At 68.7% G+C, this 12799-nt stretch carries 13 protein-coding genes and 1 pseudogene; 9 read left to right on the top strand and 5 right to left on the bottom strand.

Features of this window, described 5'->3' with window-relative positions; genetic code table 11:
• Positions 1-375: pseudogene (locus tag G3N92_RS23140) on the bottom strand (hypothetical protein); the annotation flags it as partial.
• A 147-nt stretch (positions 376-522) separates the two neighbouring features.
• Complete coding sequence (locus G3N92_RS23135) at positions 523-2019, bottom strand: amidase (protein ID WP_206129909.1); 1497 nt, start codon at positions 2017-2019, stop codon at positions 523-525.
• A 43-nt stretch (positions 2020-2062) separates the two neighbouring features.
• Between G3N92_RS23135 and G3N92_RS23130 the strand changes: the two genes are divergently transcribed.
• From G3N92_RS23130 to G3N92_RS23120, 3 genes are all read left to right on the top strand, one after another.
• Positions 2063-2911, top strand: a complete 849-nt coding sequence (locus G3N92_RS23130; RefSeq protein WP_206129908.1) for a hypothetical protein — start codon at positions 2063-2065, stop codon at positions 2909-2911.
• Between the two features lie 102 nt (positions 2912-3013).
• Positions 3014-3415, top strand: coding sequence for an HrpB1 family type III secretion system apparatus protein (locus tag G3N92_RS23125; RefSeq protein ID WP_206129907.1), 402 nt, complete (start codon positions 3014-3016; stop codon positions 3413-3415).
• On the top strand, positions 3412-3852 hold the full coding sequence (locus G3N92_RS23120) for a GNAT family N-acetyltransferase (protein WP_206129906.1): 441 nt from the start codon (positions 3412-3414) through the stop codon (positions 3850-3852). The genes G3N92_RS23125 and G3N92_RS23120 overlap by 4 nt, the downstream gene beginning before the upstream one ends.
• Before the next feature lie 150 nt (positions 3853-4002).
• On the opposite strand, the gene G3N92_RS23115 is transcribed toward G3N92_RS23120, so the two are convergent.
• Complete coding sequence (locus G3N92_RS23115) at positions 4003-4431, bottom strand: lysozyme inhibitor LprI family protein (RefSeq protein WP_206129905.1); 429 nt, start codon at positions 4429-4431, stop codon at positions 4003-4005.
• Positions 4432-4661: 230 nt separating this feature from the next.
• On the opposite strand from G3N92_RS23115, the gene G3N92_RS23110 reads away from it, so the two are divergent.
• Positions 4662-5096 carry a universal stress protein gene (locus tag G3N92_RS23110; RefSeq protein WP_206129904.1) on the top strand — a complete coding sequence of 145 codons (435 nt, stop codon included), beginning with the start codon at positions 4662-4664 and terminating at the stop codon, positions 5094-5096.
• Positions 5097-5227: 131 nt separating this feature from the next.
• On the opposite strand, the gene G3N92_RS23105 is transcribed toward G3N92_RS23110, so the two are convergent.
• Both G3N92_RS23105 and G3N92_RS23100 read right to left on the bottom strand, forming a co-directional pair.
• Complete coding sequence (locus tag G3N92_RS23105) at positions 5228-5845, bottom strand: thioredoxin fold domain-containing protein (RefSeq protein ID WP_206129903.1); 618 nt, start codon at positions 5843-5845, stop codon at positions 5228-5230.
• A 214-nt stretch (positions 5846-6059) separates the two neighbouring features.
• Positions 6060-6656, bottom strand: coding sequence for an alpha-ketoglutarate-dependent dioxygenase AlkB (locus G3N92_RS23100; protein ID WP_206129902.1), 597 nt, complete (start codon positions 6654-6656; stop codon positions 6060-6062).
• 153 nt (positions 6657-6809) lie between these two features.
• Between G3N92_RS23100 and G3N92_RS23095 the strand changes: the two genes are divergently transcribed.
• The 5 genes from G3N92_RS23095 (at position 6810) to G3N92_RS23075 (ending at position 12739) form a co-directional block, all read left to right on the top strand.
• A complete protein-coding gene (locus tag G3N92_RS23095; protein ID WP_206129901.1) occupies positions 6810-7394 on the top strand; it encodes a malonic semialdehyde reductase in 585 nt (194 codons plus the stop codon).
• A 289-nt stretch (positions 7395-7683) separates the two neighbouring features.
• Complete coding sequence (locus G3N92_RS23090; RefSeq protein ID WP_206129900.1) at positions 7684-8847, top strand: metallophosphoesterase; 1164 nt, start codon at positions 7684-7686, stop codon at positions 8845-8847.
• A gap of 341 nt (positions 8848-9188) precedes the next feature.
• Entirely contained in the window at positions 9189-10667 is a 1479-nt protein-coding gene (locus tag G3N92_RS23085; RefSeq protein WP_206129899.1) for an NAD-dependent succinate-semialdehyde dehydrogenase, read from the top strand.
• Positions 10668-10689: 22 nt separating this feature from the next.
• Positions 10690-12084 carry an aspartate aminotransferase family protein gene (locus G3N92_RS23080; protein WP_206129898.1) on the top strand — a complete coding sequence of 465 codons (1395 nt, stop codon included), beginning with the start codon at positions 10690-10692 and terminating at the stop codon, positions 12082-12084.
• A 127-nt stretch (positions 12085-12211) separates the two neighbouring features.
• Positions 12212-12739 (top strand): Lrp/AsnC family transcriptional regulator, encoded by a 528-nt coding sequence (locus G3N92_RS23075; protein WP_241014973.1) that lies wholly within the window; start codon positions 12212-12214, stop codon positions 12737-12739.
• Positions 12740-12799: the final 60 nt, after the last annotated feature.

Genomic DNA, 12799 nt, shown 5'->3' with positions numbered 1-12799 from the left:
CCCACCCACGAGCTCTACACCGCCCCCAACACGCTTTCCCTCCAGGCCGCACTTCAGATCCTGCCCCGCCGCGCCGGTCAGGCCCATCGCCGCGGCCAGATCGGCCTGACCCGCCAGCACGCGGCGGTTCGCATCGACGTAGTCGTGCCAGTCGGCGGAAGCGGAAGACGGGGAAGCTGACGGGGCCGGATCGTAGCCGCGCTCGCGATCCTGGACGGCCGCGTACTGCACCGCGCCGGCGGCATGAGCGGGGCCGTGCATCTGCTGGGCATGCGCGCCCGTGCCGGCGGCAAAACCCGCTGCCGCCATGAAGGCCGTGCGCGCATGCGATTTCGCGATCGACCGAACCTTGTGTGCGTGTTTCAGCGCTTTCATGGACGAAATTGTCCGCGCTGCCGCAAGGCCGGGGCAATCGCCGATACATCTGGAAACGTGTTGTTCGAGGCGTCGAACGGATCGGGGCGATTTTTTCCCGCGGCGAAACAAACCGGGCGGCGCGCCGCCCGGCCGTGCCGTTGAACCTCAGCCCGCGAACATCGGCGGCAAGCGCCGCGCGACCCAGTCGCCGGCCTGCTGATACGCGTGCGCGAGCTGCAGCACGCCGAAATCGTCGCGCGGCCGGCCGATCAGCTGGATGCCGGTCGGCAGGCCCGCCGCGTTGAAGCCGGCCGGCACGTTCGCCACCGGGCAGCCGGCGAGCGTCCACGGCGTGACGGTTTCCATCCAGCGGTGGTAGCTATCCATCGCGCGCCCGTCGATCGTGGCCGGCCAGCGCGCCTCGACATCGAACGGAAACACCTGCGCCGTGGGCGCGGCGATGAAGTCGTAGCGCGAGAACAGCTCGAGCAGCGCCTGGAACCACGCGGTGCGCGCGGCGCTGGCCTCCACCACCTGCTCGGCCGTCATCGCCAGCATGCCTTCCACCTCGTAGATGGCCTCGGGCTTGAGCAGCGCGCGCCGCGCCGGATCGCGGTAATGCACGAGCGACGCGCCGCCCGACATCAGGTGCCGGTGCGCGAGCCAGATCTGCCAGATGCGCGCCGGCTCGAACGCCGGCAGCGCGGCGTCGACCTCGCAGCCGATCGTGCGCAGCGTGTCGAGCGCCTGCCCGGCCAGCGCGAGCACGCCCGGCTCCATCGCCAGATAGCCGTTCCAGTCGCCCACCCACGCGATCCGCTTGCCGCGCGGATCGGCGTCGAGCGGCTGCGTGAAGCGCGCCGGATCGTCGCCGAGCGATTGCGCGTCGCGCGCGTCGCGGCCGGCCTGGATCGCGAGCAGGTGCGCGAGATCGGTGACGGTGCGGGCCATCGGCCCCTCGGTGCTGAACTGCTGATAGAACACGTCGGCGGCGGGCCAGCGCGGCACGCGCCCGGCCGAGGGCCGGAAGCCGAGCACGTTGCAGAACGCGGCCGGATTGCGCAGCGAACCGCCGAAATCGCTGCCGTCGGCCACCGGCAGCATGCGCGCGGCCAGCGCCGCCGCCGCCCCGCCGCTGCTGCCGCCCGCGCTCCTGGCAAGGTCGTGCGGGTTGCGCGTGGCGCCGTAGACTTCGTTGAACGTGTGCGAACCGAGCCCGAATTCGGGCGTGTTGGTCTTGCCGATGAAGATCGCGCCGGCCGCACGCACGCGGCCAACGGTGACCGAATCGGCGGCAGGCACGAAATCGCGGAAGATCGGCGAACCCATGGTGGTCACGAGGCCCTTCGTCGGCGCCAGATCCTTCGGCGCCTGCGGCATGCCGTGCATCCAGCCCTGCCACTCGCCGCGCGCGAGCGCCGCGTCCTTCTCGGCGGCTTCGGCCAGCAGCACGCCGCGCTCGCGCAGCGCGACGATCGCGTTGACGCGGCCGTTCACGCGCTCGATGTGGTCGAGGTAGGCGCGCATCGTTTCGACGCACGAGAGCTGTTGGGTGCGGATCGCGTCGGACAGCGCATGCGCGGGCATGGCGACGATCGGATCGAGGGGAACGGCGGGGGATGCGAGGGAAGCGGCGGATGCGGGGGAAGCCGAGCGAGTCATGCGGATCTCCTGAAACAGGCGGAAGGCGGCCCGGTGCCAGCCCTTGCGCCAAGTGAGTGCAGCGACGAATGCCGACAATTATAAGGACGCTGTTTTCTCGAAATTGAGCGATTTCGACGAACATTCTCGATGTTTTTCGCAGAATCCAGTGGTGATCGCAATGAATTTGCGTGGCGTGCCGCGGCTGCCGCGCCGAGGCCGCGGAACATCACCCCGACATCGAATCGTGCCGCCGATCGGCAGGCACGTTTTCTGTCGCGCCTCGCTTCGCGTGGACGACGCACGCTTCGCATTTCCCCCAGTCGTCGATAGGCAAAGCAAAGCATTGTGCGTCAGCCACGCTTTTCACACGACGGAGGGAATCATCATGAGCGGAATCAAAAACGCCTTCGACAAAATCGGAGAGGGGATCAAGGACGCCGTCGAGGGCGTCGGCAAGGATATCGGCGGCGCCTTCAAGGTGGTCGGCGGTGCGCTGACGGCCAATCCGTCGCTGATGAAATCGGGCGCCAGCGACTTCGAATCGGGCCTGAAGCAATCCGTCAACGGCGTGGCGGAAACCGCGGCCGGCACGGTCGATGCCGCGATGAACGCGTCGCCGATGGGCGCGGCGCTGTCGTCGATTGCCGGCCCGTCGGCCCAGAAGTTCGTCGACGGCATGTTCAGCGGCGCCGCCGGCATCGTGAACGGCGGCATCGACGGCGTCCAGCAGATCGGCGACGGCATCGCGCACGGCAACCTCGGCGAGATCGCGAAGGGCGCCGGCGGCGTCGCCCAGGTCGCGACGCTGGCCGTGCCGGGCGTGGGCGAGGCCGAAATGGGCGTCGATGCCGGGCGGCTGGCGCTCGCCGGCGGCAAGGGGCTGATGGCGCAAGGCGCGGCCGAGGCCTGATACCGCATCGCGCCGCGCCGCCATGCATCGAGCCGCGCCGGGCCGGCCGGCTCGATGCGTCGCGAATCGGCACGACGACGCTGACACCGAAGGGGAATCACCATGAGCGAAGTCATCGACGAGGCCCGCGAGCGGCGGATCTCGCTGACGCTGGGCCTGCTGCACGCGCTCGGCGACGACGAGCTGGACAAGGCACAGCATTGCCTGGAAACGTTCGCGCAGGAAAATCGCGTCTCGATGGAGCAGGAGGATGTGGTCGTGTTCCGGGTGCTGATCGCGATCCAGCGCGGCTGGGCCTTGAACGCGCTGCACCTGCTGAACGAATTCGACGAGAATTTCCGGCCGGACCTGCGCGTTCTCTGCCTGTTCTTTCTTCAGGATCCGCAGTGGAAAGGGATGGCCGAGCACCTGAAGGAGCATGCGCCGGACGACAACATTCGGCGCAGCATGGGCCATCTGCTGGAAGCGCCGGAGCCGGCCGGCCTGCTGCCGCGCGCCTCGTGAGCCTCCGGCTGACCGATCGCGTCGACCTCGACGTCTATTACGAGGCCGAACGCGGCAGCGCCTCGGCCGAGATGCTCGGCGTGGTGACGCGCGAGGTGTTCGCCGCGTTCTACGCCGATTGCCCGTCGGTCGGCTTCGAGGACGCGGGGCGGCCGATCGGCGGCGTGATCTTCGACGGCGAATCGGCGCACATCGCGGTGCTGCCGTCGCACCATGGACGTTGGGGCCTGTTGCTCGGGCCCACGCTGACCTGGCTGTTCAGCCTCAAGGACGAGATCCTGCTGCATACGCCGGCCGACAACCCGAAGGCGCTGCGCTTTCTCGCGCACTGCGGGTGGCAGCGGGTTGGGGTTCGGGATGGCGAAGTCGTGCATCGGTTGAGGGCGGCGGATGTCGATGCGCGGGGGCTCGCGCGGAAGCAGCGGCGCGGTGCGTAAGGCCGCATCGATCACCTTGAAGTAACGACAAACTCCGGCGCGGGTCGCGACGTCCGTCACGGATCCGTCATTTATGCGCATAAACTTAAAATTCTTATATTTTTTATGCAGCCCAGAGCACGGTAGCCGACCGCCCTCGTTCGACGACGGTCAGTGTTCAGCGATGGTCTTGTCGTAATCCTGAAGCACCTTCGTTCTCTCATCCGTCAGATCCGTCAGACATTCGGAATGGTTAACGATTGACCATTGCTGCGCGCCGCCGCCAATCCGGGTTCTCAAATCGCACTCGGCATCGCGAAAGGCAATCCAGGATTTTTGCGCGGCAACCAGATCGTCGTTGATGTCCGATTCCGCATTCTGTTTCCGCCTGATATCCGATTGCAATTTCTTGTAGACCCGATTGAGCTTGGCATCGGCGGCGTGCCGGTCATTTTCCGAGCATCGATAATTGATTTCGGCGCTTGCCGGATCGAGCCCACTGGGCGGGTTGTCGCAATCGACGGCAAACGCATCGCTTGAAATCGAAAGCATAAAAACCCCGATCGCGGCAGCGATCGCGCCCATTGTCTTCTCATTCATTTATCGCAGTCCTTGATATACGTAGCGGCCCAATATCGATCTTCGGCAAGAAAACCCGCTTCATCTTTGTGCGATTTCCGGCTACCCGCCCGCAATGCCCGCACGAATTTCACCAAACTGCACTGCACGTCTTGATGCGATATTTACGCGCCAAGCCGCCAATTTGACGACATCGACATCCCCACTTCGCTACGCTGCATGGCATTGCCTCTGCCCTCATCGCCCATGCCATGCTGAAACTCCTCGTCCCCGTCGGCCACTCCCCGCGCGCCCTGCAAGCCGTGCGCCACGCAGCCTTTCTCTATCGCGAGCGCTGCGCGTCCGAAGTCGTGCTCCTCAACGTCCAGCCGCCGCTCGGCGGCTCGCGTGGCGACGCGTTCCACACCCATCGCGAGCTCGACCAGATCGTCCGCGCGGCCGCCCGCCACGATCTCGCCGCAGCCATCGAGATCCTCCGCGACGCCGGCGTGCAGCACGTGGTGACGATGTGTTTCGGCACGACGGCCGATGCGATCGCGCGCAGCGCGCTCGAGCATCATTGCGACGAGATCGTGCTGACGGCGCCGCGCCGCGATCCGCTGCATCGGCTCGCGCGCCTGCTGGGGTTCGGCCTGCACGACCGCCTGATGCGCCTGACAAGCCTGCCGGTCACGGCGGTGCATTGAGCGCCCCCGATTACTCGGGATGACGGAACGCCAAAGCAAAAAAACGCCGCCGAGGCCCGAAGGCACATCGACGGCGTAGCGTCTTTCACGCGCCGCGCATCCCACATCGGGCACGCGGCACGCAGCCGACATCAACGATATTTCTGCAGCTCCGGATCCGTGATCGGCTGCTCCGGCAGATTCAGCATCGCCGGCAGCGCGCCGAGGTGCGGCAGCCCGTTCAGGCCCATCCACTTGCCCGTCTTGTCGCGATAGATCGTCGTCGGCGTGCCGTTGAAGCCGAGGTCGCCGAACATCTTGCCGTTGGCGTCGAGCTTGGCCTTCAGATCGGCCGGCACCACCGGCAGCGGCGCGATGCCGCCCGATTCGTCCTTCTCCGAATAGCGCGTCTCGAGCGTGTTCAGCAGCGCGGCGCCATCCTTGGCCTGCAGCAGCGCGGCGGCCTTGCCGGTGGAATCGGGCTTCAGGAAGGCGAGCGGAATCCAGTGAACCTGCAGGCCCTGCGCCTCGTACGGGCGCAGCGCGCGCCACATCAGGTGGCAGTAGATGCAGTTCGGATCCATGAACACGTAGACGGTCGATTTCACCTGCGCGCCGCTCGCGCCTTCGACGATCGCGGGGGCGGCCTGCACGCGCGCGATCTGCGCGGCGCTCAGGGTGGGCGCGGGCGCTTCCGGCTCGGCCGCGCGGCTCGTCAGTCCGATCGTCAGGGCCAGGGCGGCCAGGGCGATGCTGATCCGTGTCTTCATGAAATCCTCGGTCGTGTTACGGGAAAAACCGCGCGGCGGCGGCAGGGTCGCAACGCACGCGGGACAGGCATTCTCGCGCGTTCGGCGCAATCGTGCGCGCGGCCGCCGCGAAATCCGGCACGATAGCGGCCCGCGCCGGACATCTTGCTGACGCGAAAATGGCGCATTCGTCAGTCAGCCGTTTGTCAGAAACGCGACGGCATCGCGGCGGCGCTCAACGCTCGCGGCGCGGCGTCACGAAGCGGAAGGTCAGATTGATGCGCTCGCCCTGCACGGCCGGCGCCTTCGCGAGCCGGTGGATCCAGTCGCGCTGGGTCGCACCGCGCATCACGAGCAGGCTGCCGTGCGCAAGGCGATAGGCCCGCACCACGCCGGTTTCGCGGTGCCGCAGATCGAACACGCGCGCCACGCCCAGGCTGACCGACGCGATCACCGGCGCCGCGCCGAGCTCCGGCTCGTTGTCGCTGTGCCAGCCCATGCCGTCCGCGCCCGACCGGTAGCGGTTCAGCAGCACGCTGTTGAAGCGCGTCGCGCAGGCGGCCTCGGCCAGCGCGCGCAGTTCGGCGACGGCGGGCGTCCACGCGGCAGGCAGATTGCGCAGCCCGGAATAGACGTAGATGGCGTCCGGCTCGCCCTGCCAGGCCGTCAGGCGCGGCATCGGCACCGGCCCGCGCGGGGTGCGGATCGACTCCTGCTTCCAGTCGACCTCGGCCCGCAAGCGTGCGAGTAGCGTATCGGCCTGCTCGCGCGGCAGCCAATCGGGATGCCAATCCACGTCGGGCGCGGGCAGCGGTTCGAACAGATCGTCCATGGTCGGTAGAAATCCTCACATCCGGCTATCATCGCGGCATGGTACGGGCGCCGCAAGATCGGCGCACCGCGCGGGGCTTGCGCTTGCTTTCACGCCCTGCCCGCCCGACCTCCCGTCAACCGGGCCACGGCCCCTCTCTTTACGGATCGCTCGATGACGCTCCCCGATTCCGCACTCGACCAACTGTTCCGCACCGCCCGCACGCACAATGCCTGGCAGCCGAAGCCCGTCGACGACGCGCTGCTGCGCCAGCTCGTCGAACTGACGCTGTGGGGGCCGACCTCCGCCAACGCCAGCCCGGCGCGCTTCGTGTTCGTGAAGTCGCCCGAGGCGAAGGCCAAGCTCAAGCCCGCGCTGGCCGAAGGCAATCTCGAGAAGACCATGGCCGCGCCGGTCACGGCGATCGTCGGCATGGACATGGCGTTCCACGAGCAACTGCCGAAGCTGTTCCCGCACGCCGACGCGCGCAGCTGGTTCGCCGGCAACGACGCGCTGATCGAGGCCACCGCGTTCCGCAACGCGTCGCTGCAGGGCGCCTACCTGATGCTCGCCGCGCGCGCACTCGGCCTCGACTGCGGGCCGATGTCGGGCTTCGACGCGGGCAAGGTGGAAGCCGCGTTCTTCGCCGGCACGCAAGTGAAGGCGAACTTCCTGATCAACCTCGGCTACGGCGACCCGGCGGGCCTGTTCCCGCGCAGCCCGCGCTTCGCGTTCGACGAGGCCGCGCGCATCGAATGAGCGAGGCCGGGCCGGGGCGCGCCGGTCGGTTCGGCGCGTCCGTGCCGGCTCGGCTGGCCGCGATCGTTTCAAAACGCGTGGCCGAGCCCGCCCTCGCCGGCCTTGCCTCGCTGGCGCGGGCAGCCCGCCGCGCGTTCGTTGATCGCGTTCGTTTCGAAACGTCCCGCGCCCGGCACGATCCCCGCGTGAACGGTTCGCGCCGTCGCGCAGTCCAAGCGACGACCGGGCGCGCGCCGGTGCCACGAGCCCGCCGCCACCTCGATCGCCCCAACCACTTCCGCCGTTCCCCATGCGACGCATTCCTGCCTTCCTGTTGCGGATGATGATCTTCGGCGTGCTGTTCCACGTCTACGTCGGCCTCCGCCTGATTCCCGATTTCGCCTCGCCCGCGCTACGCGTTGCGGCCGTGCTGTGGCTCATCGCCTCGTGCTGCGTGATTCCGCTCGGCATGCTGTCGCGCACGTTCGAGCGCCAGCCGCTCGGCGACCGCGTGGCCTGGGTCGGCCTGCTCGAAATGGGCTTCTTTTCGTCGCTGCTGGTGCTGACGCTGCTGCGCGACGCGCTGCTGCTCGTGCTGGCCGGCGTGGATGCGGTCGCGCCCGACGTGGTGCGGCTGGCCGACTGGCGCCCGGCCACCGCGCTCGCCGTGCCGATGCTGGCGTTCGCCGCCAGCGCGATCGGCTTCCTCAACGCGCGCCGCCTCGCGCGCGTGGTGGAGGTGACGGTGCCGATCGACGGCCTGCCCGCCGCGCTCGACGGCTTCACGATCGTGCAGATCAGCGACGTGCACGTGGGCCCGACCATCAAGCGCGGCTACGTGCAGGCGATCGTCGATGCCGTGAACGGCCTGCAGCCGGACGCGATCGCGGTGACGGGCGACATCATCGACGGCAGCGTGGCGCGGCTCTCGGCGCACACGGCGCCGCTCGGCCAGTTGCGCGCGCGGCACGGCGCGTTCCTCGTGACCGGCAACCACGAATACTATTCGGGCGCCAGCGCCTGGGTAGCCGAATTCCGCCGCATCGGCCTCACGGTGCTGATGAACGAGCACCGCACGCTCGAGCACGACGGCGGCCGGCTCGTGCTGGCCGGCGTGACCGACTACACGGCCGGCCAGTTCGATCCGGCGCAGCGCAGCGACCCGGCCGCGGCGCTGGCCGGCGCGCCCGCCGACGTGCCGCTGCGCGTGCTGCTCGCGCACCAGCCGCGCACCGCGAACACGGCGGCCGACGCCGGCTTCACGCTGCAGTTGTCGGGGCATACGCACGGCGGGCAGTTCTTCCCGTGGAATTTCTTCGTGCCGCTGCAGCAGCCGTTCGTGGCAGGCTTGGCGCGGCTCAAGGGCATGTGGATCTACACGAGCCGCGGCACCGGCTACTGGGGGCCGCCGAAGCGCTTCGGCGCGCCGTCGGAAATCACGCGGATCCGGCTGGTGGCGGGAAGCGCGACGTAACCCCGGCGCGCGGATCGGGCCGCTTCGTCGCTCCGCCCGGGGCGGCGGGCGGCACGATCCGCAGGCCAAGGCGGCAACGGCCTGCCGAATCGATGCGCACACCGCATCGCACGCGCCTGCCCCTCGGCGGCACCCCACCTCCCCCGGCTTCGTTCGGGCAACGCGCGACGAACCGCCGACACCGATCAGGCCCCTGATCGAAAAACCGGCCGCGCGCGGTTCTTTCCTCAAACCCCGCCACAAGCAGAAAAATCCGCAAGCCCGGCGCCCCGAAACCGAAATTCCAGGGGCGCATGCGGCGGCATAGTGATCGTCATTCCGTTCCCAGTGGAGTCGACGCCATGCTTACCGGCCATCCGGTTCCGATCCGCTCGCAATGCCATGTCGACGGCCGATGGCTGTCCAGCGACAGCGGCGCGACGCGCGACGTACGCAACCCCGCAGACCAATCGGTGATCGGCCAGGTGCCGATGCTCGATCGCGCCCAGATCGCGGCCGCGGTGGACGCCGCGCAACGCGCCTTCGAACGCTGGCGCTGGACGCCCCAGGCGCAGCGCAGCGCGCTGCTGCTGCGCTGGCACGCGCTGCTGATCCGCCATCTCGACGAGCTGGCCACCCTGCTCGCGCTTGAGCAAGGCAAGCCGTTCGCGCAGGCGCAAGGCGAACTGCGCTATGGCGCGAGCTTCGTCGAATGGTTCGCCAACGAGGCGAAACGTCCGGCCGGCCGCACTATCGCGTCCCACATCGACGGCGCCCATCTAGGCACGATCGCCGAACCGGTCGGCGTCGCCGCGCTGATCACGCCGTGGAATTTCCCGATGGCGATGATCGCGCGCAAGGCGGCGGCCGCGATCGCGGTCGGCTGCACGGTGGTCGTGAAACCCGCCCACGAGACGCCGTTTTCCGCGCTCGCGCTGGCCCATTTCGCCGAGCAGGCCGGCTTTCCGCCAGGCGTGTTCAACGTGGTGCTCGGCGAGCCGCAGATGGCGATGGAGACGCTGGTGTCCGATACGCGGGTGCGCGCGGTCAGCTTCACCGGGTCGACGCGCGTGGGCGGCCTGGTGATGCAGACCGCCGCCGCGGCCGGCATCAAGAAAGTGGCGCTCGAACTGGGCGGCAACGCGCCGTTCGTCGTGACCGCCTGCGCCGATCTCGAACGGGCGGTGGCCGTGGCGGTGGCGGCCAAGTTCCAGACCTCGGGGCAGGATTGCTGCGCGGCGAATCGGATCTATGTCGCGCGGCCGCTCTACGCGGCGTTTCTCGAACGTTATGCCGCCGCCGTGCGGGGCCTGAAGGTGGGCTCGGCGTTCGAGCCGGGCGTGGAGATCGGGCCGCTGATGCATCAGGCCGCGTTCGACGCCACCGTCGCGCGCGTGGCCGACGCGCGCGAGCAAGGCGCGCGCATCCTGGCCGGCGGCGGCGCGCACGCGCGGGGCGGCTGGTTCTTCGCGCCCACCGTGATCGCCGATGCGCGGCCCGGCATGCGCGTGGTGGACGAGGAAAACTTCGCGCCGATCTCGGCCGTCAGCGCCTTCGACACGCTCGACGAGGTGGTGGCCGCCGCCAACGACACCGAATACGGCCTCGCGGCCTATGTCTGCGCGACGCGCGCCGACCTGATCTTCCAACTGGTGCGCCGGCTCGAGTTCGCGATGATCTCCGTGAACGGCGCCAGCTTCACCGGCGCGCCGGTGCCGTTCGGCGGCATGAAGGCGTCGGGGCTGGGCCGCGAAGGCGGCAGCGAGGGCTTCGAGCCGTTCGTCGACACCAAATATTTCTGCCTCGGCGAGCTCGGCCTGCCCGTGACGCCGACGGCCTGACGCAAGTTCAACAGGAGACGCCATGACTCAACCGCTCGATACGCTGTTCGATCAGGACCGCGAACATTTCATGCACCCGTCCACGCACGCCTACGATCACGCGTCCGGCGCGCTGCCCGGCAAGATCATTCGCGGCGGCACGGGCCTCCGCATTCAGGATCACCAGGGGCGCGAGTACCTCGACGCGTTCGCCGGCCTCTACTGCGTGAACATCGGCTACGGCCGCACCGAGGTGGCCGACGCGATGCACGTCCAGGCCAGGACGCTGGCCTACTACCACACCTACGTGGGCCATTCGTCGGACGCGATCATCGCGCTGTCGTCGCGCATCATCGATTGGGCGCCGGCCGGCATGAAGAAGGTCTACTACGGCATGTCCGGTTCCGATGCGAACGAAACCCAGGTGAAGCTCGTCTGGTACTACAACAACGTGCTGGGGCGGCCGAACAAGAAGAAGATCGTCTCGCGCGACCGCGGCTATCACGGCTCGGGCATCGTGACGGGCAGCCTCACCGGCCTGCCGAGTTTCCACCAGCATTTCGACCTGCCGATCGATCGCGTCCGGCACACCGTCTGCCCGCACTGGTATCGCAAGGCGCCGGCCGGCATGAGCGAGGCGCAGTTCGTCGCGCATTGCGTCGAGGAACTGGAAAAACTGATCGCGCGCGAGGGGGCGGACACGATCGCCGCGTTCATCGCCGAGCCGGTGATGGGCACCGGCGGCATCATCGCGCCGCCGGCAGGCTATTGGGCCGCGATCCAGCAGGTGCTGCGCCGCCACGACATCCTGCTGATCTCCGACGAGGTGGTGTGCGGGTTCGGCCGCCTCGGCTCGAAGATGGGCGCTCAGCATTACGGCATCGAGCCCGACCTGATCACGGTCGCGAAGGGCCTGACGAGCGCCTATGCCCCGCTGTCGGGCGTGATCGTGGGCGAACGCGTGTGGGACGTGATCGCGCGCGGCTCGCGCGAGCATGGCCCGATGGGCCATGGCTGGACCTATTCGGGGCATCCCGTCTGCGCGGCCGCGGCGCTGGCCAATCTCGACATCCTCGAGCGCGAAAATCTGGCCGGCAACGCGGCCGAGGTCGGCGGCTATTTCGGCGAGCGCCTGCGCCAAAGCTTCGGCGCGCATCCGCTGGTGGGCGAGGTGCGCAGCGTCGGCATGCTGGCGGCGCTCGAATTCATGGCGGACAAGGACGCGCGCATTCCGTTCGATCCGGCGCTGAAGGTCGGCGCGCAGGTGTCGGCAGCGGCGCTCGAGCGCGGCGTGATCGCGCGCGCCATGCCGCACGGCGACATCCTGGGCTTCGCGCCGCCGCTGGTGATGACGCGCGCCGAGGCCGACGAGATCGTCGCGGCGGTGCGGCAAGCGGTCGATCAGGTGGCGGATCGCGTCGCGGCCGGCGCGAGGTAGGCCCGCGCGGTGCGCAGGACTGCTAGCGAATGACGGAGCGCCGCGCCCGGTTTTCCTCGTTTCGGAGGAGGCACGCTTTTTTGGCATCCCCTAAGGTAGGCCATCCAGTCGAGTACGGGGGGACACCATGAAGCATGAGCACGCGGGGGCCGGCGGGGCGCGGATCAAGCTCGACCGCTACGACATCGCGATCCTGCGCATTCTCTCGACCGAGGGGCGCATCACGAAATCGCGGCTCGCACAGGAGGTGAACCTGTCGATTTCGCCGGCCTGGGAGCGCGTCAAGCGGCTCGAGACGCAGGGCCTGATTCGCGGCTACCGCGCGGAAGTGGATTGGGCCGGCGCGTTCACCGGCAGCCGCGTGGTGGTCGAGGTCACGCTCGCGCGTCATACCGCGCAGGACATGCGCCGCTTCGAGGAACGCGTCGCGGCGGCGCCCGAGGTGATCGAGTGCCTGGCCACCGGCGGCGGCGTCGACTACGTGATGCAGGTGCTGTCGCGCGACATCGCGCATTACCAGCAGTTCATGGATGGCCTGCTCGACGCGCAACTCGGCATCGAGCGTTACTTCAGCTACGTGGTGACCAAGGTGGTCAAGAGCAAGGCGGACGGCTTGCCGTCGTGGGCGGCCGACGCCGGCGTGCCGGCCCGCTGAGGGCGCGGTGCGCGGCGGCGCGATGCCCGGCGAGTCGCGGCAGGCGAAGCACGAACGAAC

The organism is Burkholderia sp. Ac-20379 (assembly GCF_017104645.1).
Taxonomy (GTDB): domain Bacteria; phylum Pseudomonadota; class Gammaproteobacteria; order Burkholderiales; family Burkholderiaceae; genus Burkholderia.
This window is presented reverse-complemented; position numbering and strand designations above follow the sequence as displayed.